The following is a 26,603-nucleotide window of genomic DNA, read 5'->3' as shown; positions in this document are numbered from 1 at the left end:
CCCTCCATCACAGCGTGACCATCAGATTGGCCCAGCCCTTCACATATTCGGTCTTGTGCGTGCGCGATGCGGCGAGATCGACCGTATAGGGCGGCAGCGCCGCCATCGCCTCCTCGATCGCGACCATTCCCTCCATGCCGGCGACATGCACGCCGAGGCAACGATGGATGCCGTTGCCGAAGCCCATCGTCCGCCGGTTGCCGCGATCGATACGATAGGCATCGGGCGCGTCGAACTCGGCGGGATCGCGATTGGCCGCGGCGAACATCAGCATCGTCTTCTGCCCGGGCTGGATGACGATGCCGTCATAGGCGATGGCCTCTGTGGCGGTACGCCCCTGCATCTGCGTCGGCATGTCGAGCCGTACCGCTTCCAGGAACGCCGCCTGGGCCAGCGCCGGATCGGCGGCCAGCTTCGCCCGCTCCTGCGGATTTTCCCACAGGCGATGGAAGGCCGCGCTGATGCTCTTCGGCACGGTATCGCCCGCGCCGATCTGCAGGTTCAGCACGATGAAGATCAGATGATCGTCGCTGATCGCGGGATCCGCGCGCTGCCGCTCGATCAGCGCGGCGAAGGCGCCGGTCGCTTCCCTCCGGCCGGCCCGTATGTCGCGTAGTATCTCACCGATATAGGCGATGAACTCGACGCCTGCCTCGGCTCCCACCGCGGTATCGCCCGGTCGATCGGGATCGCGATGGAAGAATTTGTTGGTCCAGCGCATCAGCTGTGGCAGGTCTTCGCGCGGCAGGCCGCTGAGCCAGCAGCCGACCGCGACCGCGATCGGCCCGGCATAACCCATCAGCAGGTCGCCGCCGCCCGCGGCGCGGATCGCGGCGATCCGCTCGCGCGCCTCATGCCGCGCCGCCTGCTCCAGCCCGCGCGCGGCGCTGGCGGTGAACAGCGGATTGAGCGCGCCGCGATACAGCCGGTGATCCGGCGGATCCATCTGGCTGACCATGAACGGATTGGCCGGCGCGCCGAGCAGTAGCTGGGATGGGGTAATGCCGCCGGCCACCGAAAGGCCGGGCAGCTTGGAGAGCGTCCAAATGTCTTCGAAGCTGGAGAAGAACCACGCGTTGTAGCGCTCGAGGAACAGCCGCGGCGTCTCGCGGCGCAACTGCGCATAGAGCGACGTGGGATCGCCTTCGATCACGAGCGGCATGAACGGATCATAGTCGCGTGCCGCGGCTAGCGGCTCGGGGCTCGTCATGGTCATGAGGCGACGGCGAGGTCTTCGGGGCCGAAGCGATGGCCGAGCACGGTGAAGCGCTCCTCGCGCCGCTCGGCAATGCGCCAGCCTGCCGGGGTGCGCACCAGCCGGTCGATATATTGCGCACCGACCACCATGTGCTTCACCTCGCCCGTGGCGGTCCGCATGCCGTTGACGTTGATCGTATAGCTCTTGCCGGCGGCGCGATCGCCATCCAGCTCCACTTCCACATTGGTCGTGAAATGCTGCATCTCGGCGATCGGCGTCAGCACCTCCGCCAGCCAGGCCTTCACCTCCGGATAGGCCCCCGCGATCCCGCCCGCACATGTGTAATCGAGCTGCGCGTCCGGCGTGAACACTGCGTCCAATGCATCGAAAGCCCGTTCGTCGAGCGCGCGGGCATAGCGCTTGAGTAGGGTCTCGATCGCCGCCTGGTCGATCAGCGCGCGTAGCGCGTCCTGCAAAGACGCCGCATCCATCTCCTCGCCCCCTATTTATCAGAACGTTAGTGCATTATTGCATCACTGTTCTGAAAAAACAAGCGTCAGAGCAGGCGGTCGCGATCTTCGGGGCGGGGCAGCCAGCAACTCTCCAGCCGGCCGAACAGGCGGTAGCGGTTGCGCGCGATCAGCCGATAGACCGGGTCGCGCAGCGCGCGCGGCACGAGGCGGAGCAGGCTGGCGGTTTTCCACGGCCAGCCGAGGCCGGCATAGATGGCCAGAACGGCATCGCTGTCGCGCAGCATGTCTTCGCCGGTGACCAGGATGATCGTATCCGGATCCTCGGGATCGATGCCATGCCGGCGGAACAGTGCGGCGCCCACCTCGCCCTGAATCGGAGCCAGCAGGAAGCGCCGCGCGCGATCGTGGCGCAGCACGAACCGGGCGTTGGCCGAGCAGAGCACGCAAAGCCCGTCGAACAGGATGATCGGCTTGTCGTCGCGGGCGGCCATGGCCCTGCTTCGTACGAACCGCCACCGCTGGCAAGGCCGCCACGAAGATGTTGACTTGCGCGCGCAGGGCACCTAGGCGGCTGCGCGATGTCTCAGCCGATCGTCACGCGCATTATTACCAAAACGCCCGCTCCGGCGGACGTTCTTTGGCGCGCGCGGTGATCCCGACGACATAGCGCCAAAGGGCCCCGCCGGGAACGGACGGGGCCACGCCAGACAAGGTCCCGTCCTCCCCGCTCCAGCACAAGGGAAGACGACATGCTCGACCAGACTGCCACCCTCTCCGAAAGCCGCCCGCGCAGCGCGGCTGCCCCCGCCATCGCGATCGTCGGCGCCACCGGCGCGGTCGGCGTCGAGCTGCTCCGCTGCATCGAGCAGCGCCGCTTCCCCCATAGCGAGGTCCGCCTGCTCGCTTCGGCCCGTTCCGCCGGCCGCACCTTGCCCTTCGACGGCGGCGAGCTGACCATCGCCGAACTGACCGAGAACAGCTTCGACGGCATCGACATCGCGCTCTTCTCCGCCGGCGCCACCATCTCCCGCCGCTTCGCCAAGGCGGCGGTGGATGCGGGCGCGGTCGTGGTCGACAACAGCTCCGCCTTCCGCATGGAGGCGCATGTGCCGCTGGTCGTGCCCGAGGTGAACGGGGCCTCTATGGAGCGCCACAACGGGATCATCGCCAATCCCAATTGCGTCGCTGCGATCATGACCATGGCGCTCGCCCCGCTCCACCGCGCCCATCCGATCCGCCGCCTCCAGGCCGCCACCTATCAGTCCGCGTCCGGCGCCGGCGCCGCCGCGATGCAGGAGCTGCGCGACGCGACCGCCGCCTACCTCGACGACCGCCCCTTCCAGCCGCAGGTGCTGCCGCATCCCTATGCGTTCAACCTGTTCAGCCATAATGCCGACGTCGATCCCGAGACCGGCTATAATGGCGAGGAACTGAAGGCGATGGCCGAGACCCGGCGCATCCTCGGCACGCCGGAGCTGCCGATCGGCATGACCTGCGTGCGCGTGCCGGTGCTGCGTGCCCACTCGATCGCGATGACCGTCGAATTCGACGCACCGGTCTCGGTCGACGAGGCCCGATCCCTGCTCGCCGTGGCGCCGGGCGTGCGCCTGGTCGACGATCGCGCCGGCAACCATTTCCCGATGCCGGTCGAAGCCAGCGGCATCGAGGACGTGCTGGTCGGACGCGTCCGCACCGATCTCGGCGATCCGAGCGGCCGCTCGCTCTCGCTGTTCGTCTCCGGCGACCAGCTGCTGAAGGGTGCTGCCCTCAATGCCATCCAGATCGCCGAGCAGCTGCTACCGCGCTGACTCCCCACCTTTTCATCCTCCCCCGCAAGGGGGAGGGGGACCACCCGCAGGGTGGTGGAGGGGTTCCCGCTTACGACAAGCGACACGTCTGACGTGAGCCGAACCCCTCCACCGCCTTCGGCGGTCCCCCTCCCCGTTCCGGGGAGGATGAAAAAGGCGAATCGCCAACGTACGAACACCGGAGCACCGGCGGAGGGAGGCTCAATCCCTCAGCTATGCTCCAACCCGTCCTCGCCGCCGAGCAGCCGCCGGATGCGCCCGCGCGCGGCGAGCAGCAGCGCGCCGTCGAGCAACAGCATCAGTGTCGCGACGCCGCAGGCTCCGAACGGGTGAAGCAGCGCAATGGCGAGCAGCAGCACCGCGGCAATATCCTCGGCCAGCGACAGCAGCACCGTGTTCAGCGGCCGTGCCGCCGCATTGGCAAGGGCACGCATCGTCGCCTTGGCCGCATGACTGTAGAGCCCGGCCGCGCCGCCGAGCAGGAAGATGCCTACCTGCCACAGCGGCGCGGGCGGATCGCCGATCGCCAGCGCCAGCAAGGCTGCGCCCAGCGGCCGGATCACGGTGTGGACCGCGTCCCAGAGCGAATCGAGCCAGCGGATCTTGTCGGCGACCGTCTCGACGATCAGCAGCGCCGCCGCGGATCCGAGCACCCAGGGATCGGCGACGATCCCCATGCGGTAGAGATAGGCGGGAAAATCCAGCCATCCCGCATGCATCGTGAGGCCCACCACCACGATACATAGATAGAGCCGCCACCCGGCGATCAGCGCGACGCCGATCGCCAGGGCCAGCATCGTCATTCCGATCATTCGCTGCGCACCCTCATTCGAAGGCCGCTCTGCCACGCCGCCGCCGCCGGGGCAATTGGAGGGACGATGGATGACATTCGATCCATCAGGCCTTCAATGTGGCGAAAATGTTTCCGTCCAGCGTCGAACCCATCTACCCGCTTGGTCATGAGTGATGGACCGATTCCCGCCGCGACGCTGATCCTGATGCGTCCGCGCCACGGCCTGCCGCCCGAGCTGCTCATGGTGGAGCGCAGCAGCGCAATGGTTTTCGCGGCCGGCGCGATGGTGTTTCCGGGCGGACGCATCGATCCCGGCGATCACGCCCTTGCCGCGGCCGAGGCGAAGCGGACCGGAATCGATCGCGATGACGCCGCCGCCCGCATCGCCGCGATCCGGGAGACGGTGGAGGAAACCGGCGTCGCCATCGCGATCGAACCGCAGCCGGATGCGGCGCTCGTCGGCCATCTGCGCGCAGCGCTGCGCGATGGCTCCGATTTCGGCGCGCTGCTCGCCGCACACGGCCTCAGCCTCGAAATTGGGCGGCTTGCGCCTTTCGCACGCTGGTGTCCGCCGCCCCGGCTGGAAAAGCGCACCTTCGATACCCGCTTCTATCTCGCCGAGGCGATGCACATGACCGAGGCCATGCCCGATGGCGGCGAAAGCATAAGGGCGATCTGGATGTCGGCGGCGGACGCCATCGCGGATTCGGATGCGGGCCATCACCGCGTCATCTTCCCGACCCGCCGCAACCTGGAACGGCTGGCCCAGTTCTCCACCCTCGCGGAGGCGGCCGCCCAGGCCGAGGCGATCGGCATCACCACGATCACCCCCTTCGTCGAACAGCGCAATGGCGAGCAGTGGCTCTGCATCAGCGACGGCCTCGGCTACCCGATCACGGGCGAACCGCTCGCGACGGCGACCCGGGGATAGAGCGAGCGCTCCCCTTCAGGGGGCCCTCCCATATTGTCGGTTCCTCCCTTCTCATCCTCCCCACAGGGGGAAGATGAACGGCGGCAAGGACAGCCATACAGGAAAGGCTTGAGTCAGCCGCTCCACAGCCCCTGGATCACGCCCGCATCGGGATAGGCGACGATCACGTCCACCGCGCCGCTCAGCGTCAGTTCGGCGTCGCCCTCGATCAGCCATACGCCATCCGTCTCGATCGGATCGCCATCGACGGAGCCGCTCCCGGTCAGCGGGATGAGCCAGACCGGCCGATCGCCGCCGGATATGGTGCCGCTTCCTTCACGGGACCAGCGCTCCATCACGAAGGCCGGACCATCGGCCAGAATCTCCCGGCCCGGCGCGATTTCCTTCGGAAGGAACGGCGCAACATAGGGAACGGGGTGGCTCACCGCGATGCCATCCGTCAGATGCAGTTCGCGCGGCCGGCCGTAATCGTAGAGTCGATAGGTCAGGTCCACATTCTGCTGCACTTCGACCAGGGTCAGCCCCGGCCCGATTGCATGCACCGTGCCGGCCGGAGAATAATAGCTGTCGCCGGTCTTCACCGCTTTCCAGTCGAGCTTGGCCTCGATGGATCCGTCGAGCGCGGAAGCCTTGAGCTCCTCGCGGCTCATCACCTGCAAGGTGCCGATCGCGATGGTGGCATGCGGCTCCGCCGACAGCACCACCCAGGCTTCGTCCTTGCCGCGCGGATAGCCCCGTGCGCGTGCCTCCGCATCGTCGGGATGCACCTGCACCGACAGCTTCTCGCTGGTGAACAGATATTTGATCAGCAGAACCGGATCGCCGCCGCGCGGATCCTCGAACCAGATCTCGCCGACCGGGTCGCCGCCTGCGGGAACGTCGCCGAAGCCGGGCCACAGATCGCGCCGGCCCCAGGGCTTCTCCACGCGCTTGGTGGTCAGGCGGGTGGCGGGCATCGGGAAATCCCCCTCATGGAATGTCTAACGGTCATGCACCGGAACGCGGGGAATGCGATCCGTTTCCACGGCGCCGCGCTGCTTGATGCGATTCAAGGCGGAAGGCCTATCTGCCGCCCTGCAAATCACGCCGGCATAGATGGATGGCACGGCCGATCGGCCGCAATCGGATCCTGAACGCTCCAGGCTGGAAAACTCAGCTGGCCAGCCGCGGCTCCACCTTGTCCACCCACTCGGGATAGAAGCAAGGCTCGCGGTTCGACCAGCCCGGCGCCGTCGCGGCCGCCTCGCTGATCGACTGGAGAAGGATGCGCCGCTTTTCCGGATGGAGGTGCGGCAGGGCCGCCGCGGCGCAGAAGGCTCCCGGCAGCCAGGGGCGCACATTCGCTCCGATCAGCCGCTCGTAAAGGAAGCGATAGGCACCGAAGCCGTTCAGCCGGTCCTGCCCCAGATCGAAGGCAGAGATGGTCACCAGCGGGGCGAAGAAAGGCTCCACCGCATCCAGGCCGCTATCGTCGGGAACGAGATTGCGGATCCGGTCGAGGCGCCCGTATATGCGCGTCTGCGCCTTGATGCTGGCCGCTTCGACTACATCGCGGGACCAGCGCACCAGCGCATCCTCCCGATCAAGACCGACATCGAGCGAGCGGCGGATATACCGCTGCACCGATGCCGGGAAACTCGCGAATTCCTTCATCTCCGCCAGCGTCATCGCGCCATCCGCTGGTCTCATCTGGGTGCCCATAAAACTACCCCCAAACCATTAGGCCAGCATGATGCGCCTTGGCTGGTTAGCGGCTGCTTAACCCGCTGGTATGCTGGCATTCAGGAACGGAGCATGTTTTGTGTTGCAATGCAACATTGCTTTTACGACGGCGCAGCATGCAGCGATTGAAAACGTGGATAACTCTCTTGGCCGCCGCTGTCGCTCGCGCATGCAAACGGATGGGGCCTCACCGAAACCAGGTCTCGCTCCGCTCGCAGGCCGACGCCAGGCGAGATCTCGCCTGGCAAATCTCCGCTGCCATCATTCCTTCGCGTCCATGCGCGCCTTTTCTGCCTCTTCGTCATAGCCGGAAGAGGGCGCCGGATCCTTGCCCTTGCCAGGCTGCGTGTTGGAAGGCGCGTCGGAAGTGGGAAAACTCTCGTCCAGCGCTACGTCGAGCTTGGCATCCTCATGCGACGGATCGCGCTGCAGCCGCACGTCGTCGCTCGCATCGTGCGCGGTACGGATCTTCGGTGTAGCCGGCGGGTCCTTCGGATCGCGGTCTTTCGTATCGCTGATCATCTCTGGTCTCCTGTCCATGGCTGTCAACGAACCGCGCGGCGGCCCGTTCCGGTCGCGGCCCCCTCCTTCCCCACCCTTCTCTTTCGATGAACGCGCTGCCGCTTTCGATGGAGGTCGGTTTTGCCTAAACTACCGGCGCGGCTTTGGGGTTAGGATGTCCCATGAACGAATATGCGCCCCGCATGGCATCTCATGGGCTCGAACGTGCCGCACCTGAACGCACCGGCGATGCAGCTGGCTCGCCGGATGCGCGGGTAACCTTGCTGTCGATCCTCGGCTTCTGGATCTTCTATCTCGTCATCGTCACCATTCGCTCGCTGTTCATGCAGTTCGACGATCAGCTGGACATGTTCACGCGGCGCGTCTGCGTCGGCATCGTCGGCATCGGGCTCACCTGGCTCATGTATCTCGGCCTGCGCCGCTGGATGCCGGCCACGCTGGGCCGCAAGCTGTTGCTGATCCTGGCGCTGGCCGTGCCGGCCTCGACCGCCTTCGCCTTCGTCAACTATTCGGCCTTCTACCTCTACAAGCCGGTTCACGCTGCGCAAAAGCACCATACCCAGCACCAGAAGACCACCACGATCGTCAACGGCGACAAGAGCGTGACCGTCAGCGTCGGCGTCGACGATGACGAGATGTCGAAGGATACGCCGCTGATGATGATCGCGGATACGGCGATCAACGATATCTTCTTCTTCGGCGGCTGGGGCGCCCTCTATCTCGCGCTCGGCTATGCCGGCGCCAGCGCGCTCGCCGAGCGCCGCGCCGCGGCCTTTCGCGAACAGGCCCAGGCGGCGGAGCTGCGCGCGCTGCGCTATCAGGTCAATCCGCATTTCCTGTTCAACACGCTGAATTCGCTCTCCAGCCTCGTGCTCGCCCAGCGCACGCAGGAGGCGGAGAAGATGATCATGAACCTCGCCACCTTCTTCCGCACCAGCCTCACCGGCGATCCGAGCGAGGATGTCATGCTGGCCGAAGAGCTGCGACTGCAGCGCCTCTATCTCGATATCGAAGGGGTTCGCTTCCCGGATCGGCTGGAAGTCGCCATCGACGTCCCCGCCTCGCTGCGCACCGCCTGCGTGCCCGGCCTGATCCTCCAGCCACTGGTCGAGAATGCGATCAAATATGGCGTGTCGCGCGCGCGCCGGCCGGTGCTGGTCTCGATCACCGCCACCGAACGGGATCGCAATCTGCATGTCGTGGTCGAGGATGACGGCGATCCGATCGACGACGACCGGGCGGAAGGCACCGGTGTCGGGCTGGCCAATGTCCGGGACCGGCTCGCCGCCCGCTTCGGCGATGCGGCGTCCTGCACATGGGGGCCGCTGCCGGCCGGCGGCTTCCGGGTCGCGCTTCGCATGCCGCTGATCCGCCATGGCTGCTGACCAGCCTCCTCCCGCTCCCCCGCTCCGCTCGCTGATCGTCGACGACGAGCCGCTGGCGATCGAGCGCCTGCAGATATTGTGCGCCCAGACGCCGGGAATCGATCTGGTCGGCACCGCGTCGGATGGCGAGGCGGCGTTGCGGCTGGTCGATGCGCTCACGCCCGAGCTGCTGCTGCTCGACATCGCCATGCCTGGCCTGGACGGCCTTGCCGTCGCCAGGGCGCTGGAGGATCGCCAGGCGCGCCCGGCGATCATCTTCTGCACCGCCTTCGATCAGTTTGCGGTGGCGGCGTTCGATGTCGCGGCGGTGGACTATCTGCTGAAGCCGGTCTCGCCCGAGCGGCTGGCGCGGGCGATCGGCCGCGTCGGTGCGGCGTTACGCTCGGGCACCGGCACTCCGGCGGAGAAAACGGCCTATACGGAGGAATTCTGGGTGCCCTGGCGATCGGAGATGATCCGCATCGCCGCGCGGGACATCGATCGCATCGATGCCGAGCGGGATTATATGCGGCTGCACGCCAATGGGCGCTCCCTGCTGCTGCACGAGACGATCAGCGAGCTTGAGCGGCGGCTGGATCCCGATCTCTTCATCCGCCTGCACCGTTCGACCATGGTGCGCCGCGATCGCATCGCGCGGCTCAGCCATGATGGCATGGGCGTGTGGCACGCACATCTCGTGGATGGTGCGCAAATCCGGATCGGCCGCACCTATCTCGCCGCTGCCCGCGCCCTCGCGGGTCGCTGAGAGTCGGTTTGAAAATGCGCCTTCGGCGCATGCTCGGCACCGGCCCTCTCCCCCGCCCGGCCTCCCATAGAATACTGCCGTTGGGAGGCCGGGCGGGGGAGAGGGCCGGTGCCGCCTCGAAATGCGCGCTTCCGCGCATTTCGAAACAGACTCTGACGCCCCCGCTGCAATCCCGCAGACAGGGGCGTGCGCGCAGCGGGGATCAGCGCGAAACGGCGATGCTGCTGTTGGCCTGCGCATAAGCCTGTCCGCGCTGCGCGGCGGAAACAGCCTCGGCGACCTGCGTCTGCGTACTCGCTATCGCAGCCGTGCGGCACTGGTTCACCGCGTTGCGCATGGCGAGATCGCGCACGTCGGCGGTGCCGCAGATTTCGGTTGCGGCATTGCTGATTCGCCGGCCAAGCGTGCTCGTGCCCTCGGCAGTCGCGAGGTTCAGATCGTGGTAACGGACCTCGACGCGCTCCGTCGAGCCATGGCTGTCGGCGGCGAAAGCAGGGACGGCCAGGGCAGAGCCAAGGGTCGCAACCAGCATGAGAGTGGTCTTCATCATCGGTCTCCTCCCGGAAATGGGGCGTCGCGGCGGCCGACAGGGGACATGTCGCCGGCCGCCGCTGCATCGTGCTACGCCGAGACGCCGCCGCGCTCACTGTGGGTTCGACCGACGCCAACCTCGAGTCTGCCAACCGCCTCGCGCGCCGACGAACGGTACAGACGCTTCGACGAAACGCAGCTGTTGACGTTACGGAAAGGCGGCCTCTTCGACGGCGGTCGCGGTGACTCGCGCGGCGAAGCCGGCGATCGCGGCCAATACCGGCGCCCGCCAGCGCAACGGCTGCGCCAGTGTCGCGATCAGCTCGACATGACCGATGCCGGGAAGAACGCGGAGATCGGCGGCATTGCCCGTCGCGTGCAGCCGTGCGGCGAGGCTGAGGCTGTTCTGCGGAGACACCACATCGTCGCGGTCGCCGCTGATCAGCAGCGCGGGCGGCGCGCCAGGCGCAGCGAAGTGGGCCGGCTGGGTTTCCTCCGGCACCGGCCAGCGGCCGAGCGCCTCGGTAGCGAAGCCGGGCGCGAGCGGCAGGAAATCATAGGGGCCGGCCAGGCCGACGAACCCGCGCACCGCGCCGCGATCACCCGCCAGCCATTGTGGGTCCAGCGCCAGCATCGCGGCATTATAGGCTCCGGCCGAATGGCCGGCGAGCAGCAGCCGGTCCGGGTCGCCGCCATGCGCTCCGCCCTCCGCCCGCGCCCAGCGCACCGCTTCGGCGCAATCCTCGAGGAAGGCGGGGAAGCGCACCTGCGGCACCAGCCGGTAATCGGGAATGACGGTGATGAAGCCGCGCGCGGCCAGGGCTCGCCCGACGAAGCCGTAATAGTCCCGCTCGCCCGAGGACCAGCCGCCGCCGTAGAAGAAAAGGAGTATCGGCAGCGGGCCGGCGGCGGGGCGGCGGGGCGCATAGACGTCCAGCCTATGGCAGGGCAGCGGGCCGTAGCGCACGCCCGCGGCGATGCGCCGCGCCGTCCGGTCCTTGGGCGTCCAGCGCGCGACCTGATGCAGGCGCAGATGGCGCCGGGCGAGAGTCAGCGCGGCGCCGGCCGCCACCGTCGCGGAGAGCGCGGCTCCGGCTCCGGCCAGCAGGCGCGCGCGCCGGCGATCGTCAGAATTCGACGTCGAGTTCCTCCACCTCTTCGGGTTCGGCCTTCGCCGCCGCGATCCACTCGATCATCGGCTCCCACGCCATGATCGCGTCGCAATAAGCCTGCGAGGCCGGCTGCAGCGAGACGTTGTAGGTGAGGAAACGCGTCGCGACCGGCGCGAACATCGCATCGGCCACGGTCGGCTCGCCGAACAGGAAAGGCCCGCCATAGCGCGTCAGGCACTCGCCCCAGATCGTCTCGATCCGCTCGATGTCGGGCTTGGCGCCGGCGAACACCTTGAAGTTGCGATGCCGCGCCTTGAGGTTCATCGGCAGTGCCGAGCGCAGATTGTGGAAGCCCGAATGGATCTCGCCGGAGATCGAACGGCAATGCGCCCTGGCGATCCTGTCCGCCGGCAGCATGGCGACGTCGGGGAACACCTCGTGGAGATATTCCGCGATCGCCAGCGTGTCCCAAACGCTCGCATCCTCATGTGTCAGCCGCGGAACCAGCACCGAGGGCGAAAGCAGCAGCAGCTCCGCACGGTTGTCCGGATCGTCGATCGACACCCGCTGCTCCTCGACGTCGAGACCGGCGAGCTTGCACAGCAGCCAGCCGCGCAGCGACCAGGAGGAATAATTCTTGCTCGAAATCGTCAGCACCGCGCGCGCCACCGGAGTCCTCCCCGAATCCCTTCGACACCCCTGGAATAATCATGTCGCAGTGCAGCAACAAATGGATTAATCAGGTCCGGTAGAGAAGAATCGGGGCTGCCCCGGTTTTTGGGGGATCGCGCCGAAGAATGCTGTACGCCGCCTTCCAGGCCCTGACAGATGCAGGCAAACCCATCCGCGCCTTTGCCGAGGCTGCGCGCGGACTGCAGCCATCGCTGGGCGGCTTCGGCCAATGGCCGGTCTCGAAGAGCGTATTCGCCGCCCTGTCGATGGTCGCCGACACCAAGCTGACCCATCATCGCCCTTCCTTCGGGATCGACGCCGTCCCGGTCGGCAACCGGCTCGTGCCGGTCGGCGAGGAAACCGTGCTCGCCCTTCCCTTCGGGGACCTGCTGCATTTCACCAAGGAGGTGGAAACGCCGCAGCCGAAGATCCTGCTGGTCACGCCGCTGTCCGGCCATTTCTCGACCCTGCTGCGCGATACCGTTGCGACCTTGCTGCGCGATCATGACGTCTATGTGGCGGACTGGCGCAACGCGCGGGACATCCCCCTGTCGGAAGGCCGCTTCGGCTTCGACGATTATGTCGATTACGTCATCCGCTTCCTCGAGGAGATCGGCCCGGGCGCGCATGTCATGGCGGTCTGCCAGCCCTGCGTGCAGACGCTCGCCGCCGTCTCGATCATGGCGGAGGACAAGAATCCGGCCACGCCGCGCAGCATGACGCTGATGGGCGGCCCGGTGGATACCCGCGTCAACCCGACCACGGTGAACGAGCTTGCGGTGTCCCACTCGCTCGACTGGTTCAAGAAGAACATGATCCAGACCGTGCCGATCCAGCATGCCGGCTGGCGGCGCAAAGTCTATCCCGGTTTTCTCCAGCTCACCGCCTTCATGTCGATGAATCTCGGCCGGCACATGGAAAAGCATCGCGAGCTCTATCAGGATCTCGCCGACGGCCGCGACGTCGAGGCCGCGAACACCCGCGCCTTCTACGACGAATATTTCGCGGTTCTCGATCTCACCGCCGAATTCTATATCGAGACGGTGGACATCGTCTTCCAGCGCGCGCTGCTCGCCAAGGGCGAGCTCGAATGGCGGGGCCGCCGGGTGAACCCCGGCGCGATCCGGCGAACCGCGCTGCTCACCGTCGAGGGCGAGCGCGACGATATCTGCGCCGTCGGCCAGACCTCGGCCGCGCACGATCTCTGTTCGCATCTGCGTCCGCATCTGAAGCGGCACCATCTGCAGCCCGGCGTCGGCCATTATGGCGTCTTTTCGGGCCGCAAATGGGAAAACCAGATCTATCCGGTGGTCCGCAATCTGGTGCTATCGGTCAACTGAGCCGCCCGCCGCGCGGCATCCCGGCTGCCGCCTCGGGCGGCCCGGCGAACGACTGCGTTCCGGACTGGCGCCCCGCCGATGATCGTCCCGGCCGCCCCGCAACATGCGCCGGACGTGGCCGATCATTATGACGAACTCGATCCCGTCTACCGCCAGCTCTGGGGCGAGCATGTCCACCACGGCTACTGGGCATCCGGCCGCGAGACGCCGCAGCAGGCGGTCGAGGCGCTGTCCGATCTGGTCGGCGAGCGGCTGGGCATCGCCTCCCGCGCGGCGCTGGTCGACATCGGCTGCGGCTATGGCGCCACCGCCCGCCGCTTCGCCGCGCTGCGCGGCGCGGAGGTCACCGGCCTCACCCTGTCGGCCGCGCAGGCCGCCGCTGCCCCGCCGTGCCCCGGCGTCACCCTGCTGGTGCGGGACTGGCTGGCGAGCGGCCTGCCCGCGGACAGCTTCGACGGCGCCTATGCGATCGAATCCTCCGAACATATGGTCGACAAGCCGGCCTTCTTCCATGAGGCCGCGCGCGTGCTGAAGCCCGGTGGCCGGCTGGTCGTCTGCGCCTGGTTGGCCGCGCCCGATCCGCAGCCCTGGGAGGTCCGCCACCTCCTGGAGCCGATCTGCCGCGAAGGCCGCCTGCCCTCGATGGGCACCGCCGCGGACTATGAAGGCTGGGCGGCGCAAGCCGGGCTGCTCTCGCTCTCCGCCACCGATATCAGCCATCGCGTGCGCAGGACCTGGACGATCTGCGCCCTGCGCTTTCTCGGCGCGATGATCGTCGATCGGCGGATCCGGCGGCTGTCGCTGGCCGCGCGCAACCGCCTGTTCGCACTCAGCGTGCCGCGCCTGATCCTCGCCTACCGCACCGGCGCGATGCGCTACGGCGTCTTCACCTGGGAGAAGCCGGCAGGCGCTTCCGGCGCACCGAACCCGCCGGTTAACCGGTTAACTTCATCATAATCTCCTGTGCCGGGGCGGGACACGGCCAATTTAAGGGAAGCCTTGGCGGCCGGAGTGTCTTAATGGCCTGTTCGGCATGATTCCCGCTTCGCATCTGGACACGCACAGCGCGCTGCGCCGCATGGCGGCGCGCCGGCGGCTGCGGCAACGCAGGCATCGTGCCGCCGCGTCCCTTGCGCTGCTCGGTCTCGTCGGATCCTGCACCATGACGGCCGCGCCGCCGCTGGCCGGGCTCGCACCGCCGCCGCACCGCGCGCAGGCCGCATCCGGCACCGACTCCCGGCCGCGCCTGCCCGAAACGGCGGGCAATGCGATGCCGACCGATGACGAGATCGCCGCCGTCACCCGTGATTTCGGCGATATGGCCGCGAACGCGGCGCCGGACGGCACGCTGCCGCCAACGGGCAAGCCGTTCGATCCCCGCAATCCCGGCGTCACCATGTCGAGCGGCCCGGCCGCCGCCCCCTTCCGCTTCACCGGCGGCCCGCTCGCCGCGCTGCGCGCCGAAGACTGCCTGGCTACCGCCATCTATTATGAGGCCGCGTCGGAGAGCGAGGCCGGCCAGCGCGCTGTCGCCCAGGTGATCCTCAACCGGGTGCGCCATCCCGCCTATCCCAGCAGCGTGTGCGGCGTCGTCTATCAGGGATCGGAACAGCAGGCCCGCTGCCAGTTCACCTTCTCCTGCGACGGGGCGCTCGCCCGCTACAGCCCGACGCGCAAGGGCTGGGCGATCGCCAGCCGCATCGCGCGCGAGGCGCTGAACGGCGCCGTCTATGCACCGGTCGGGCTCGCCACCCATTATCACACGCTCGCCGTCGCGCCGAACTGGTCGCGCTCACTGGCCGTGACGACGATCGTCGGCGCGCACATCTTCTTCCGCTGGACGGGCGCCGCCGGCCTGCCCTCGGCCTTTCGCCAGGCCTATGCCGCAGTCGAACCGATGCCAGGCCCGCACGCGCCGGCCGCGACCCAGTTCGCTGCGCTCACCCGTCCGGCCGCGCAGCCGGCGCTGCCTTATGCACTGACGACCGTCTCGGCTCCGCCCGCCGCTCCTGCCCCGGCCACGATGCAAGCCGCACCGGCCGGCCTCACCCCGGACGACCAGATCCGCCCCGAATATCGCGACAGCGGCAAGTGGATCGGCCCCCAGAGCGGCCGCGCGCTGCGTTAGCCTTCTTCATCCTTCCCCAAAGGGCAGGGGAAAAACCCCTACCGCTCGCGGAAGGCGCGCTCCTCCAGCCGGGTGATCGGCGTCAGCAGATAGGACATCACCGTCCGCTTGTCGCCGAGCAGGTCCACCTCGGCCACCATGCCGGGGCCGACCGGCAACCGCTCGCCCGCCTTGTTGACGATCGCGTCGCGATCGATCGCCACCTGGATCAGATAGTGGCTGCGCTCTTCCTTGGGATCGAGCACCGCATCGGGCGAGATGCGCGTCACCCGGCCCGGAATGCCGCCATAGAGGCTGTAGTCATAGGCGGTGATCTTCACCGTGGCGCGCTGGCCGATCGCGACGAAGCCGATATCCTCCGGCTTCACCGCGGCCTCCACCACCAGCGTATCGCGCAACGGCACGATCTCGATGATCGGCTGGCCCGGCGGCACCGATCCCCCCACGGTGGAGATCATCACGCGATTGACCGTGCCGGTGACGGGCGCGGTGAGCGTCGTGCGCCGCATCTTGTCCGCCGAGGCCGGCAGGAACTTGCGCTGCGCCTCGAGCTCGGCGCGCACCATCACATAATCCTCGCCCGCCTTGGCGCGCCAGTCGGCCTGCACCTGGGCGAGCTGGGCACGCGCTTCGGCCACCGAGGCGGCGGCGCGCCCGGCAGTCTGGTGCGCGACGGCGGCATCGCCTGCCGCATTGGCCGCCGTGTTGTCGGCCTGCATCAGGCTGAGCCGCGGCTCGATGCCTTTGTCCACCAGCGGCCGGATGAGATCCGCCTGCTGCCGGGCGGAAAGGCTTGCCTTGTCACGGGTCTCCGCTGCCAGCTGGGTTTCGGAAAGCGACCGCTGCGCCGCCGCCAGCCGCGCCTGGGCAGCCTGGGTGGCGGTATAGAGATCGGTCATGCGCTCGGCATGAACACGCCTCTCGGCCGCGATCAGCTCGGGTGAGGACGCCATCAGGTCGGCCGGCCACACCGGATCCCTGCCCTGCATCTCGCCTTCCAGCCGCGCGGCCTTGGATTGCAGGGCGGCGACGGTTGCTGCGCCACGCCCATAATCCGCCCCCGCCATCGTCGGATCGAGGCGCAGCAGGGGCTGGCCGGCCTTCACCTTCTGGCCCGGCTTGATCAGGATTTCGGAAACCACGCCCCCTTCGAGATTGGAGACGATCTGAAGCTGGCTGGAAGGGATCACGCGGCCCTGCGCATGCGTGACCCGGTCGATATGGGTGAAGGACGCCCATAGGATCAGCAAAACGAACGTGCCGATGATAGCCCAGAGCAGCATTCGTGCCGCCGTGCGCGGCTTCACCGCGGCGGCGACGTCCTCCAGATGCATGTGGTGGACATGATGCTCGTCCGCCTGGTGGGCGTGTCGCTCGCTCATGCCGCCGCTCCTTTCGGCTCGGGCCTGACCTCGGCGGGGCGCAGCAGGCCCATGCGCTTCAATATCTCGTCGCGCGGCCCGTCGGCCACGATCTTGCCGGCATCCATCAGGATGATACGCTTCACCAGCCGCAACAGCGGCGGGCGGTGCGTGACGATCAGCACCGTGCGCCCTTCCACCTCCGCCGAGAGACGGTCGATCATCCCCGATTCGGTGGTGGGGTCCATCGCGCTCGACGGCTCGTCGAGCAGCAGCACGGGCGGCCTGCCTGCCACCGCGCGTGCGAGTGAGATGGACTGCCGCTGCCCGCCCGACAGACCCTCGCCGCGATCGGCGAGCTTCAGGTCATAGCCATTAGGCAGGTTGGACATGAAGCTGTGCGTGCCCGAAACGGTCGCGGCGCGAACCAGCTCCTCATGGTCGATCTCCGGCCGGCCGAGCGCGATATTGTCGCGCACCGAGCCGGACAACAGCCCCGCCTCCTGCAGGGTGATGCCTACATTGCGACGGATATCGTCGGGATGGAATTGCCGGATATCGACGCCGTCGATCAGCACGCCGCCGCTTTCCGGCGGATGCAGGCCGACGATAAGGCGGAACAGCGTCGACTTGCCCGACCCGATCCGCCCGAGCAGCGCGACGCGCTCGCCCGGCTCGATCTTGAAGCTGACGCCGTTGAGCGCCGGCGGCGAGTCCGGCGCATAGCGGAAGCGCACGTCGCGAAACTCGATGCCGCCCGAAATGCCGTTACGGCGCGTCACGCCCTCGTCGGCCTCGTTCGGCGTCTTCATCAGCGAGTCGAGATGGCGATAGGCCATGCGGGTGGAGGACACGCGGGTGAGCAGCTGCGCGATCTGGCCGAGCGGCGCGACGCAGCGGCTGGAGAGGATCGAGCAGGCGACCAGCCCGCCGGTGGTGAGGTCGCCCGCGCCGATCAGATGCACGCCGAACACGATCGTGCCGATATAGGACAGATTCTGCGCCGTCGTCGCGGTCGTCATCGCGATCGTACCGACGAGGCGCTGCTTGAGGCCGCTGTCGGCCTGCATCATCAGCGCCTTCTTCCAGCGCTGGGCCAGCATCGGCCCGGCCATCGACGCCTTCACCGAATCCAGCGATCCCACCGTCTCGACGAGCACGCCCTGCTTGGAGAGCCCCTCGGTGATCATCTTGGCGGACATGCGATCCAGCGCAGGCCGGGTCAGCGCGCCGACCAGGATGACGAGCGGCACCACCGCCATCGGCACGATCACGATCCAGCCGCCGATCAGGGCGATCACGAACAGGAACAGCGCGATGAACGGCACGTCGACGAAGGCGGTCATCGTCGCGGAGGTGAAGAATTCGCGCAGTGTCTCGAATTCGCGCAGCATGCCGGCGAAGGCGCCCGTCGAGCGGCGCTTGGGATCCAGCCGCATCGCCAGCAGCTTCTGGAACAGCGCGGTGCCGATCCGCCGATCGACCTCCGCGCCCGCGATGTCGGTGAAATAGGCGCGCAGCGTGCGCAGCATGAAATCGCAGGCGAGCACGATCGCCACGCCGATGGTCAGCGCGGTGAGCGATTCCACCGCATTGTTCGGCACCACCCGATCATAGACCGTCATCGAGAAGAGCGACGTGGCGAGCGAGAAGAGGTTGGTGACGATCGCCGCCAGGATCACCTGGATATAGAGGCTGCGATTGGCGAGCAGCGGCTTCAGCAGCCAATCCGCCATGCGCGGCTCGGCCGGCGGCTTCACAGTGTCGCTCATCGTCCCGGTCCCACCATGGTAATGTTCAACCCCTCGAGCAGCGTGCCGCACTTGCGCAGCAACGCCAGCCGCTGCGCGTCGCGCTGCGCGACCGCGGTCAAATAGGTCGTGGCCGTGTCGAAATAGTCGTCGTCCGCGACCAATATGTCGAACAGCGTGCCATTCAGGTTCTTGAAGCGCGTATAGAGCACGTCGCGATTGCGGCGGTTGGCGATATAGGACTGCTCCAGAGTCTTCACCTGCTCGTCATAGGCGACGAGCGTATAGAAGGCGGTCTCCGCATCGCGCTCCGCTTCGCCGATCACCTGGTCGCTGGCGGCCTGCGCGCCGCGATATTGCTCATGCGCCTGCTCCTGGCGCGCGCCGCCGCCGCCGCCGAAGAGGCGATGGCTGAGCGTCACTTGCCCACGCACGTCATAGTCGCGGCGATTCTCCAATATGCCGTAGCGCGCGGCATTCACCTGCGCGCCGACCTGCGGCAGGTTTTCGGCCTGCACCGCCCTCCAGTCCGCCCGCGCGGCGCGTTCCTGCGCCTTGGCCGAGCGCACCTCCGGGGCATTGCCGCTCGCCAGCCGCGCTTCCTCCACCGTCTCCGGCAGGCGCAGGGTGAGCGTCGGCCGGCCGAGCTGCATCGGCGCAGGCATGCCGGTCGACTCCCGGTAACGCGCCTCGGCGGAGGCGAGCTGCCCGTGCAGTTGCGTCAGCCGCAGCGCCACCCGGCCGAGATAGACGTCGACGCGCGACAGATCGCCCGCGGAGGACGCGCCCTGTTTGATACGTTCCGCCACCGAGCCACGGATCTCCTTCTCGGACTGCTGCATGCTCTCGGCAAGCGCGACCAGCGCGCGATAGGCCGCGACGTCGTACCAGGCGGCGATCGCGTCGAGCGCGAGATCGTCCTGCGCGATCTCGAGATTGGCGCCGGCCTGGTCGCGCCGTGCCTTCGCCCCCTTCACGCGCTGGGCGGTGGCGCCGAAATCGAAGATCTTCTGGCTCACCGACACCGACGCGTCGGTACGGGAGACGGGTTGCGTCTGCTCGACCAGCGTATCGGTGAATCTGTTGGAGAAGCCCGCCGCGAGCCGACGATTATAGGTCATCTGCAGATCGACTTCGGGTAGCCAGCCGGAATGGGCTTCCTTGACCGCCGCATTCGCCTGTCGCTGTGCCGCCGAAGCGCGGCGAACCGAGGGATGCGTTCCGATCGCACGCGCGATCGTCGCGCGGAACAGATCGGGCGACGCTTCGCGATGGCCGAAACCCAGGATCGGATCCGTCGCGAAATCGATCGCCATCGGATCGTCGCCGGGCGGCGGCACGGACGGTGCCGGGGCGGACGGCCCGGAGGCGGGGGCGGCAGGCCCCATCAGCGCAGCCGGCGCCATCGGGACCGGGGCCGGCATCTGTCCATCCGCCGCAACCGGCAACCACGCGGCGACGAGCCCGGCAAGGAGGATCGCCCGGCGGCTGGAGCTATGCGATCGCCGTCCCCGCAGGCCGCGCCTGAGGTGAACCGTGAGGCTCATGCTGGGAGCGATCAAGGTGTCAGATAAGACAGACACACGTCACGCAACCGACAGCGTAACAGCACAGGACCAGCGACCGGCCGATTTCACGCACACATCCCCCCTCAGACCTTCCCCGTATAGTGAACGGCTCGCAAGCCTATCAAGTCCCCGGCAATGACAAGCAGTTCACGATACGGCTTTTACTTCCGATCTGGATATAACGCCACCTTGGCGGGCCGGGCGGTTCGCGGACGGAGATCGACCGAAAGCGTGCGCCCTTGCTCGTTACGGACTCATTTCGTTTCAGCGACTTTACCCCACGTCGCACATATCGGGACGGCTTCTTGAGTCTTTTCGGCCGACATCGGCGTTCCGAGAAAAGGATGCTTGCGCAACGGCTTGCCCGAAACGGCGCGCGCTCCGGATCGCAGCGTACCTCCCTCCCCGGTCAACGATGGCGCCCGGCACAGGCCGGATCGCGAAGCATCCATAACCGGATGCGGCCCGCGACCGGCGCGCTATTCCGGATACTCCGAAAGGCGTAGCGCCTCGATCACCATCGAACCGGCACGGCTACTCGGGATGAGCGCGCCCCGCGCCCATATTCGATCAGGACCCTATCAGCCGGCGTCGCCTGCGCCGCGATATCATTCCGTTCTTTTGGTACGATACTGCTCGGCGGCGGCGACCTGTGCCTCGCTCGCGCGCGTCCATATGCCGTCGACGGCGCGCTGGATGGCGACGCCGCAATGTGCGCATTTTCCGATCCAGCCGTCCTGCATCCGCCTGACGCTGCGCCCCGCACGCTGATGCTTGCCGATCAGACACAGCAATTTCATTCTCGTCCCCCGACGTCCCGAAACTGCATACTCTCGAGAGGCCGTCCGGTTCCACGGGATTCGGAATTTTTTCCCCAGCCCGCTTTCCGCCTGTTTTTCCGGCCGAGCCGCACGCTCGACGCCGTGCTCGCGGATCGGAAGACCCGGAAGAAGGCAAGGCGCGATGATGTCGATATTGCTCACCGGATCCGGCGCGGCATCGAACCAGAATGTGTCGGCACCGCCGTAGGCGGCATGGCCGGTCAGGGTCAGGTCCTCGACATACTGGCCGGCGAGCGAGAAGCTGACCGGGCGATCGCGACAGGCGCTCAGACGATCACGAAATCCGCCTTGCTGAGGTCTGTATGCGGATCGACATGCGCGAACAGCAGGGCCGCCTTCGCGCCGGTGCCGTCCGCATCGTAGAAGATGTCGCCGGTCGCCTCGTTGTAGATGATGCGGTCATCGGCATCGTGCGCCGCGCTGCCCTGGTAGAAGGCGGTAGCGGCAAGGTTGCCGACCGGGATCGCGCTGAACGCGCCGTGAGCGAGCCGGATCGTGTCATCCGCCGCGGTGAAGTCGGTGATGGTGTCGAACGAGACGCCGTCCGGCCGCGTGTCGAACCAGAAACTGTCCTTGCCCGCGCCGCCGGTCAGCGTGTCGTTGCCGGCCCCGCCATGCAGGGCGTCCGTCCCCGCACCGCCATAAAGCCTGTCGTCACCCGTCGATCCATAGATGGTATCGCCGCCCACCGAACCCCGGATCGTATCGTTGCCATCACCACCGTCGATCCGCTCGACATGACGCAAGGTCACATCGGTGAGATCGATGCTGTCCGCGCCCGACGTGCCGAGGATCCGGAAATTGCTGTACGTGCCGCCATCGACCGTCTCCACGCCCGACACGTTCGGCCAGACCACCGAGGCGCTGTTGCCGAAGGCGCGGATCGCGTCCGTACCGTTGCCCCCATAGATGGTATCGACGCCGCTGTCGGCGCCGACAGCGAACACGTCGTTCCCGTCGCCGCCATAAAGCGTATCGCTGCCGCGCCCGCCATAGAGGGTATCGCCGCCCGCCGATCCGGTGATCACGTCATTGCCGTCACCGCCGTCGATCCGATCGATATGGCGCAGGGTCACGCCGGTCAGATCGATTGTGTCGTCGCCCGCGGTGCCGACGATGCGCGCGTTCGCATAGGTGCCGCCATTCACCATCTCGATGCCCGAGACCAGCGTCCAGACGATCGAGACGCTGTTGCCCATCACCTTGATCGTATCGAGCCCGTCGCCGCCAGCGATCGTGTCCACACCATCGCCGAAGCGCAGCGTGAAGAGGTCGTTGCCACTTCCGCCGTCGAGCTTATCGTTGCCCGGCCCGCCATACAGGGCGTCGTTACCCGGCCCGCCATCAAGGTGATCGTCTCCGCTCAGACCGAACAGAGTGTCGTTGCCCAAGCCTCCCGCCAGATCGTCAGCCCCAGCCGTTCCCCAAAAGCTGTTCGCAAAATCGTCGTTCTCGACAAGCTGTATCCCACTGGCGGTCACCACCGTGAAGATTCTGCCATCGTCACTTATCAAGAGCCTGTTGCCGTAGCCACCATCGGCAAGATCGCCCACGTCGGCGCCGACCTCATAGCTGCGGATGATGCTCCAATCGGTAGTGGAAAGCTCCACGATGCTATTCGTATCGCCGTCAAGCACATAGAGACTGGTGCCAGTCGCATTGAAAGCGAGCCCTGCGATATTCCCATCGGCAAATTCGGGGTGCAAGGATAGGAGATCGAACTTGTAGCTCAATTCGGCGTCATAAACGTAGAGATTTGTAAAAACCTGCCCGCTACCGGCGGCGGCAAACGTCTGCTGGACGACCAGATCGGCCTCCTTGCTGAACGCCACCACGCCGTGGGTGTAACCCTGAATGCCGTCCTGATACTGGCTATGTTGATGGAGAAGGCCGGCCGGCCCGAAGATCGCCAGCGGCGCGTCGGATTGATTCGATCCGGAATAAAGCACCTCGGAGCGGTCGTGCGACGTCAGCAGGACCCCGGTCCCACCGTAGCTTTGGCCGGTTCGAGTATAGTCTCCCGTGTTCGTATCGAGTGCGTAAACGCTTCGCTCATATGTGCCGAGACTAAGTCTGGCCGTTCCATCATCGAGTATGGCAACGTCATGAAACGGTATCGGGTAGCTAGTTTCGACGTCCACCGGGAAAGCCGTGACGTGGCCTGTCGCGGTATCAACCCGATAGGCCTTGATCGTTTCGAACGCATTTTGGGTGGCAGTTGCCGGGTGAAGCACGACGGACTGTTGCTCCGTGACCAGCAGAAAGCTGCCGTCCGGAGACAAATCGATCCCACCCAGATTCGTACCGACGTGCCAGACCGCCTCAACCTCCCGGCTTGCAGAGTCGAGAACACGGATCGTTCCGTCAGAGTAGGATGCGTAGAGCGTGGAGCCGTCACGGCTCAACACGACGTCGGCGGGAGCCGTTGACGACAGAGGTGTGTAAAGATGGCCAGACATGCGCTCAAACCCCCTGCCGCTTCTTCGGCATCGCCCTTAGCATCCGACCCGCCCGGCCCGACAGGCTTTTCCTCCAAATCAGAGATTGTTGCGCAGCGCTCACTCCCGACCCATATCATTCGAGTAGCCGGCGCCCCTTGCCCGCCTCGAACAAATCTGGAACAAACGGCCCCATGCTGACTCACATCTCCGTGCGCGGCGCGCGCGAGCACAACCTCAAGGACGTGTCGCTCGATCTGCCGCGCGACAAGCTGATCGTCATCACCGGCCTGTCCGGATCGGGCAAGTCGTCGCTCGCCTTCGACACCATCTATGCCGAGGGCCAGCGCCGCTATGTCGAGAGCCTGTCCGCCTATGCGCGCCAGTTCCTGGAGCTGATGCAGAAGCCCGACGTCGACCATATCGAGGGCCTCTCCCCCGCCATCTCGATCGAGCAGAAGACGACGAGCCGCAACCCGCGCTCCACCGTCGCCACCGTCACCGAGATCTACGATTATATGCGCCTGCTCTGGGCGCGCGTCGGCATCCCCTATTCGCCCGCCACGGGCCTGCCCATCTCGGCGCAGACGGTCAGCCAGATGGTCGACCGGGTGATGCAGCTGCCCGAGGGCACGCGCTTCTACCTGCTCGCCCCGGTCGTGCGCGGCCGCAAGGGCGAATATCGCAAGGAGCTCGCCGAGTGGCAGAAGGCGGGCTTCACCCGCGTGCGCATCGACGGCGAGCTCTACGAGATCGAGGCCGCCCCCGCGCTCGACAAGAAATACAAGCATGACATCGAGGTGGTGGTCGACCGCCTCGTCGTGCGCGAAGGCCTCGAGACTCGCCTCGCCCAGAGCTTCGAGACCGCGCTGAAGCTCGCCGAGGGCCTGGCCTATGTCGACATCGCCAGCGCCACCCCTGCGGAGGGCGCCGCGGGCGAGCCGGCCGCCAAGCCCAAGCGCGGCGCCGCCAAGGCCGACGCGGCGAAAGCCACCGGCATCAAGGCCCTCGCCCTCCCCGCCGGCATTTCCGAGCGCCTGACCTTCTCGGAAAAGTTCGCCTGCCCCGTCTCCGGCTTCACCATCCCGGAGATCGAGCCGCGGCTCTTCTCGTTCAACGCCCCGCAGGGCGCCTGCCCGGCCTGCGACGGCCTCGGCGAGAAGCTGATCTTCGACGAGGATCTCGTCGTCCCCAACCACGCCCTCTCGATCAAGAAGGGCGCGGTCGTGCCCTGGGCGAAATCCAACCCGCCCAGCCCTTATTACATGCAGGTGCTGGGCAGCCTGGCGCGCGAGTTCGGCTTCAGCCTCGACACGCCCTGGAAGGACCTGCCCGGCGAGGTCCAGCTCATCATCCTCCACGGCACCGGCGGCCGCCCCGTCACCCTCACCTTCATCGACGGCAAGAAGAGCTACGACGTCAAGAAACCGTTCGAGGGCGTGATCGGCAACCTCAACCGCCGCATGCTGCAGACCGAAAGCGCCTGGATGCGCGAGGAGCTGTCCAAATATCAAAGCTCGCGCCCCTGCGAGGTCTGCAACGGCGCCCGCCTCAAGCCCGAGGCGCTGGCGGTGAAGATCGCCGGCGAGGACATTTCCCAATCCACCCGCCGCGCGGTCGGCCCCGCCCTCGCCTTCTTCCGCGACATGCCGAACCATCTCAACGAGCAGCAGCGCCAGATCGCCGAGCGCATCCTCAAGGAGATCGTCGAGCGGCTCGGCTTCCTCGACAATGTCGGCCTCGACTATCTCAACCTCGATCGCACCTCGGGCACCTTGTCCGGCGGCGAGAGCCAGCGCATCCGCCTCGCCAGCCAGATCGGCTCGGGCTTGTCGGGCGTGCTCTACGTGCTCGACGAGCCCTCGATCGGCCTGCACCAGCGCGATAACGACCGGCTGCTCGTCACCCTCCGGCGCCTGCGCGATCTCGGCAACACCGTGATCGTCGTCGAGCATGACGAGGATGCGATCCGCACCGCCGACCATATCGTCGACATGGGCCCCGGCGCCGGCGTCCATGGTGGCGCGATCGTCGCCGAAGGCACGCTCGACGATATCCTCAATAACCGGGACAGCCTGACCGGCGACTATCTCTCCGGCCGCCGCGCCGTCGGCGTACCGACCAAGCGCCGCAAGGGCTCCGGCAAGAAGCTGACCGTGAAGGGCGCCCGCGCCAACAACCTCAAGGACGTGTCGGCCTCCATCCCGCTCGGCACCTTCACCTGCATCACCGGCGTCTCGGGCTCGGGCAAGTCGACCTTCACGATCGACACCCTCTACGCCTCCGCCGCGCGCCAGCTGAACGGCGCGCGCCTGCTCGCCGGCCATCACGAGACGATCGAGGGCCTGCAATATCTCGACAAGGTGATCGACATCGATCAGTCGCCGATCGGCCGCACCCCGCGCAGCAACCCGGCCACCTACACCGGCGCCTTCACCCAGATCCGCGACTGGTTCGCGGGCCTGCCCGAAAGCCAGGCGCGCGGCTACAAGCCCGGCCGCTTCAGCTTCAACGTCAAGGGCGGCCGCTGCGAAGCGTGCCAGGGCGACGGCGTGCTCAAGATCGAGATGCACTTCCTGCCCGACGTATACGTCACCTGCGACGTCTGCCACGGCGCCCGCTACAATCGCGAGACGCTGGAGGTCACCTTCAAGGGCAAGTCGATCGCCGACGTGCTCGACATGACGGTGGAAGACGCGGTCGAGTTCTTCAAGGCCGTCCCCGCCATCCGCGAGAAGATGGCGATGCTCGCCGAGGTCGGCCTCGGCTATGTCAAGGTCGGCCAGCAGGCGACCACCCTGTCCGGCGGCGAGGCCCAGCGGGTCAAGCTCGCCAAGGAACTGAGCCGCCGGGCCACCGGCAACACCCTCTACATCCTCGACGAGCCGACCACCGGCCTCCATTTCGAGGATGTCCGCAAATTGCTCGAGGTCCTCCACGCCCTCGTCGAGCAGGGCAACACCGTCGTCGTGATCGAGCACAATCTCGAGGTCATCAAGACCGCCGACTGGATCATCGACCTAGGGCCCGAAGGCGGCGACAACGGCGGCGAGATCGTCGCGGCCGGCACCCCCGAGCAGGTGGTGAAGGAGAAACGGAGCTATACGGGGGCGTATCTGAAGCCGCTGCTGGCGAGCGCGAAAGCGGAGCGAGTGGCGGCGGAGTGAAAGACCGGCGCAAACGCGCGCTACAGGCCGGGCTGCCCCAGAGAAATAACAAACGGTCGCGTCCCTCGGCGCCTGCGTGCAACGCGTGACCTGGGCCGCGTTCACCATGGTAATCG

General features: G+C 66.9%; 23 protein-coding genes. 8 read left to right on the top strand and 15 right to left on the bottom strand.

The annotated features are described in order from the left end of the window. Positions 1-7: 7 nt before the first annotated feature. The 3 genes from GQY20_RS19785 to GQY20_RS19775 form a co-directional block, all read right to left on the bottom strand. On the bottom strand, positions 8-1,216 hold the full coding sequence (locus GQY20_RS19785; protein WP_157218862.1) for a cytochrome P450: 1,209 nt from the start codon (positions 1,214-1,216) through the stop codon (positions 8-10). After that, positions 1,213-1,689, bottom strand: coding sequence for a nuclear transport factor 2 family protein (locus tag GQY20_RS19780; protein ID WP_157218861.1), 477 nt, complete (start codon positions 1,687-1,689; stop codon positions 1,213-1,215). The genes GQY20_RS19785 and GQY20_RS19780 overlap by 4 nt, the downstream gene beginning before the upstream one ends. A gap of 65 nt (positions 1,690-1,754) precedes the next feature. Further along, complete coding sequence (locus GQY20_RS19775) at positions 1,755-2,162, bottom strand: thiol-disulfide oxidoreductase DCC family protein (RefSeq protein WP_157218860.1); 408 nt, start codon at positions 2,160-2,162, stop codon at positions 1,755-1,757. 258 nt (positions 2,163-2,420) lie between these two features. On the opposite strand from GQY20_RS19775, the gene GQY20_RS19770 reads away from it, so the two are divergent. Beyond that, the gene (locus GQY20_RS19770) at positions 2,421-3,479 is read left to right on the top strand and encodes an aspartate-semialdehyde dehydrogenase (protein ID WP_157218859.1); all 1,059 of its coding nucleotides are present in this window, start codon (positions 2,421-2,423) and stop codon (positions 3,477-3,479) included. 209 nt (positions 3,480-3,688) lie between these two features. Here GQY20_RS19770 and GQY20_RS19765 read toward each other — a convergent pair whose 3' ends face one another. Further along, positions 3,689-4,291 (bottom strand): DUF4126 domain-containing protein, encoded by a 603-nt coding sequence (locus GQY20_RS19765; RefSeq protein WP_198351073.1) that lies wholly within the window; start codon positions 4,289-4,291, stop codon positions 3,689-3,691. Positions 4,292-4,438: 147 nt separating this feature from the next. Between GQY20_RS19765 and GQY20_RS19760 the strand changes: the two genes are divergently transcribed. After that, on the top strand, positions 4,439-5,203 hold the full coding sequence (locus GQY20_RS19760; RefSeq protein ID WP_157218857.1) for an NUDIX hydrolase: 765 nt from the start codon (positions 4,439-4,441) through the stop codon (positions 5,201-5,203). A 113-nt stretch (positions 5,204-5,316) separates the two neighbouring features. Here GQY20_RS19760 and GQY20_RS19755 read toward each other — a convergent pair whose 3' ends face one another. From GQY20_RS19755 to GQY20_RS19745, 3 genes are all read right to left on the bottom strand, one after another. Next, complete coding sequence (locus GQY20_RS19755; protein WP_157218856.1) at positions 5,317-6,159, bottom strand: class I mannose-6-phosphate isomerase; 843 nt, start codon at positions 6,157-6,159, stop codon at positions 5,317-5,319. A 196-nt stretch (positions 6,160-6,355) separates the two neighbouring features. Beyond that, positions 6,356-6,904 carry a hypothetical protein gene (locus GQY20_RS19750; RefSeq protein WP_157218855.1) on the bottom strand — a complete coding sequence of 183 codons (549 nt, stop codon included), beginning with the start codon at positions 6,902-6,904 and terminating at the stop codon, positions 6,356-6,358. Positions 6,905-7,186: 282 nt separating this feature from the next. After that, positions 7,187-7,447 (bottom strand): hypothetical protein, encoded by a 261-nt coding sequence (locus GQY20_RS19745; RefSeq protein WP_157218854.1) that lies wholly within the window; start codon positions 7,445-7,447, stop codon positions 7,187-7,189. Positions 7,448-7,608: 161 nt separating this feature from the next. Here GQY20_RS19745 and GQY20_RS19740 point away from each other — a divergent pair, with 161 nt between their 5' ends. Next, positions 7,609-8,832 carry a sensor histidine kinase gene (locus tag GQY20_RS19740; RefSeq protein WP_232476163.1) on the top strand — a complete coding sequence of 408 codons (1,224 nt, stop codon included), beginning with the start codon at positions 7,609-7,611 and terminating at the stop codon, positions 8,830-8,832. After that, a complete protein-coding gene (locus tag GQY20_RS19735; RefSeq protein WP_157218853.1) occupies positions 8,822-9,577 on the top strand; it encodes a LytR/AlgR family response regulator transcription factor in 756 nt (251 codons plus the stop codon). Before GQY20_RS19740 ends, GQY20_RS19735 begins: the two co-directional genes overlap by 11 nt. Positions 9,578-9,779: 202 nt before the next feature. On the opposite strand, the gene GQY20_RS19730 is transcribed toward GQY20_RS19735, so the two are convergent. The 3 genes from GQY20_RS19730 to GQY20_RS19720 form a co-directional block, all read right to left on the bottom strand. Continuing rightward, the gene (locus GQY20_RS19730) at positions 9,780-10,124 is read right to left on the bottom strand and encodes a UrcA family protein (RefSeq protein ID WP_198351072.1); all 345 of its coding nucleotides are present in this window, start codon (positions 10,122-10,124) and stop codon (positions 9,780-9,782) included. 192 nt (positions 10,125-10,316) lie between these two features. After that, positions 10,317-11,180 (bottom strand): alpha/beta hydrolase, encoded by an 864-nt coding sequence (locus GQY20_RS19725; protein ID WP_232476162.1) that lies wholly within the window; start codon positions 11,178-11,180, stop codon positions 10,317-10,319. A gap of 55 nt (positions 11,181-11,235) precedes the next feature. Next, positions 11,236-11,889, bottom strand: coding sequence for a glutathione S-transferase (locus GQY20_RS19720; protein ID WP_157218851.1), 654 nt, complete (start codon positions 11,887-11,889; stop codon positions 11,236-11,238). A gap of 128 nt (positions 11,890-12,017) precedes the next feature. On the opposite strand from GQY20_RS19720, the gene GQY20_RS19715 reads away from it, so the two are divergent. From GQY20_RS19715 to GQY20_RS19705, 3 genes are all read left to right on the top strand, one after another. Beyond that, on the top strand, positions 12,018-13,232 hold the full coding sequence (locus GQY20_RS19715) for a polyhydroxyalkanoate depolymerase (protein ID WP_157218850.1): 1,215 nt from the start codon (positions 12,018-12,020) through the stop codon (positions 13,230-13,232). Between the two features lie 78 nt (positions 13,233-13,310). Beyond that, positions 13,311-14,189, top strand: a complete 879-nt coding sequence (locus tag GQY20_RS19710; RefSeq protein ID WP_157218849.1) for a methyltransferase domain-containing protein — start codon at positions 13,311-13,313, stop codon at positions 14,187-14,189. 76 nt (positions 14,190-14,265) lie between these two features. Further along, a complete protein-coding gene (locus GQY20_RS19705) occupies positions 14,266-15,360 on the top strand; it encodes a cell wall hydrolase (protein ID WP_232476161.1) in 1,095 nt (364 codons plus the stop codon). Between the two features lie 38 nt (positions 15,361-15,398). On the opposite strand, the gene GQY20_RS19700 is transcribed toward GQY20_RS19705, so the two are convergent. From GQY20_RS19700 to GQY20_RS19680, 5 genes are all read right to left on the bottom strand, one after another. Continuing rightward, positions 15,399-16,742: an HlyD family type I secretion periplasmic adaptor subunit gene (locus GQY20_RS19700; RefSeq protein ID WP_157218848.1), complete on the bottom strand. Its 1,344-nt coding sequence runs from the start codon at positions 16,740-16,742 to the stop codon at positions 15,399-15,401. After that, a complete protein-coding gene (locus GQY20_RS19695; RefSeq protein WP_157218847.1) occupies positions 16,739-18,493 on the bottom strand; it encodes a type I secretion system permease/ATPase in 1,755 nt (584 codons plus the stop codon). Before GQY20_RS19695 ends, GQY20_RS19700 begins: the two co-directional genes overlap by 4 nt. Next, on the bottom strand, positions 18,490-19,896 hold the full coding sequence (locus GQY20_RS19690) for a TolC family protein (RefSeq protein WP_198351071.1): 1,407 nt from the start codon (positions 19,894-19,896) through the stop codon (positions 18,490-18,492). Before GQY20_RS19690 ends, GQY20_RS19695 begins: the two co-directional genes overlap by 4 nt. A 752-nt stretch (positions 19,897-20,648) precedes the next feature. After that, on the bottom strand, positions 20,649-21,023 hold the full coding sequence (locus GQY20_RS19685; protein WP_157218845.1) for a hypothetical protein: 375 nt from the start codon (positions 21,021-21,023) through the stop codon (positions 20,649-20,651). Between the two features lie 125 nt (positions 21,024-21,148). Beyond that, positions 21,149-23,341, bottom strand: coding sequence for a calcium-binding protein (locus GQY20_RS19680; protein WP_157218844.1), 2,193 nt, complete (start codon positions 23,339-23,341; stop codon positions 21,149-21,151). A gap of 173 nt (positions 23,342-23,514) precedes the next feature. Here GQY20_RS19680 and uvrA point away from each other — a divergent pair, with 173 nt between their 5' ends. Beyond that, a complete protein-coding gene (gene uvrA / locus GQY20_RS19675; RefSeq protein WP_157218843.1) occupies positions 23,515-26,487 on the top strand; it encodes an excinuclease ABC subunit UvrA in 2,973 nt (990 codons plus the stop codon). Positions 26,488-26,603 lie beyond the last annotated feature (116 nt).

The sequence above is a fragment of the Flavisphingomonas formosensis genome, assembly GCF_009755815.1.
In the GTDB taxonomy this organism is placed as follows: Bacteria; Pseudomonadota; Alphaproteobacteria; order Sphingomonadales; family Sphingomonadaceae; genus Flavisphingomonas; species Flavisphingomonas formosensis.
Note: the sequence above shows the minus strand (reverse complement) of the source record. Positions and strands in the feature narration are given on the sequence as shown.

Bases quoted from the DNA above. Each gene is read 5' to 3' on its own strand.
- GQY20_RS19695 (WP_157218847.1), bottom strand. From the start codon at position 18,493: ATGAGCGACACTGTGAAGCCGCCGGCCGAGCCGCGCATGGCGGATTGG.
- GQY20_RS19775 (WP_157218860.1), bottom strand. From the start codon at position 2,162: ATGGCCGCCCGCGACGACAAGCCGATCATCCTGTTCGACGGGCTTTGC.
- GQY20_RS19755 (WP_157218856.1), bottom strand. From the start codon at position 6,159: ATGCCCGCCACCCGCCTGACCACCAAGCGCGTGGAGAAGCCCTGGGGC.
- GQY20_RS19735 (WP_157218853.1), top strand. From the start codon at position 8,822: ATGGCTGCTGACCAGCCTCCTCCCGCTCCCCCGCTCCGCTCGCTGATC.
- GQY20_RS19690 (WP_198351071.1), bottom strand. From the start codon at position 19,896: ATGCCGGCCCCGGTCCCGATGGCGCCGGCTGCGCTGATGGGGCCTGCC.
- uvrA (WP_157218843.1), top strand. From the start codon at position 23,515: ATGCTGACTCACATCTCCGTGCGCGGCGCGCGCGAGCACAACCTCAAG.
- GQY20_RS19760 (WP_157218857.1), top strand. From the start codon at position 4,439: ATGAGTGATGGACCGATTCCCGCCGCGACGCTGATCCTGATGCGTCCG.
- GQY20_RS19785 (WP_157218862.1), bottom strand. From the start codon at position 1,216: ATGACCATGACGAGCCCCGAGCCGCTAGCCGCGGCACGCGACTATGAT.
- GQY20_RS19765 (WP_198351073.1), bottom strand. From the start codon at position 4,291: ATGATCGGAATGACGATGCTGGCCCTGGCGATCGGCGTCGCGCTGATC.
- GQY20_RS19740 (WP_232476163.1), top strand. From the start codon at position 7,609: ATGAACGAATATGCGCCCCGCATGGCATCTCATGGGCTCGAACGTGCC.
- GQY20_RS19705 (WP_232476161.1), top strand. From the start codon at position 14,266: ATGATTCCCGCTTCGCATCTGGACACGCACAGCGCGCTGCGCCGCATG.
- GQY20_RS19745 (WP_157218854.1), bottom strand. From the start codon at position 7,447: ATGATCAGCGATACGAAAGACCGCGATCCGAAGGACCCGCCGGCTACA.
- GQY20_RS19715 (WP_157218850.1), top strand. From the start codon at position 12,018: ATGCTGTACGCCGCCTTCCAGGCCCTGACAGATGCAGGCAAACCCATC.
- GQY20_RS19730 (WP_198351072.1), bottom strand. From the start codon at position 10,124: ATGAAGACCACTCTCATGCTGGTTGCGACCCTTGGCTCTGCCCTGGCC.
- GQY20_RS19770 (WP_157218859.1), top strand. From the start codon at position 2,421: ATGCTCGACCAGACTGCCACCCTCTCCGAAAGCCGCCCGCGCAGCGCG.
- GQY20_RS19780 (WP_157218861.1), bottom strand. From the start codon at position 1,689: ATGGATGCGGCGTCTTTGCAGGACGCGCTACGCGCGCTGATCGACCAG.
- GQY20_RS19750 (WP_157218855.1), bottom strand. From the start codon at position 6,904: ATGGGCACCCAGATGAGACCAGCGGATGGCGCGATGACGCTGGCGGAG.
- GQY20_RS19710 (WP_157218849.1), top strand. From the start codon at position 13,311: ATGATCGTCCCGGCCGCCCCGCAACATGCGCCGGACGTGGCCGATCAT.
- GQY20_RS19680 (WP_157218844.1), bottom strand. From the start codon at position 23,341: ATGTCTGGCCATCTTTACACACCTCTGTCGTCAACGGCTCCCGCCGAC.
- GQY20_RS19700 (WP_157218848.1), bottom strand. From the start codon at position 16,742: ATGAGCGAGCGACACGCCCACCAGGCGGACGAGCATCATGTCCACCAC.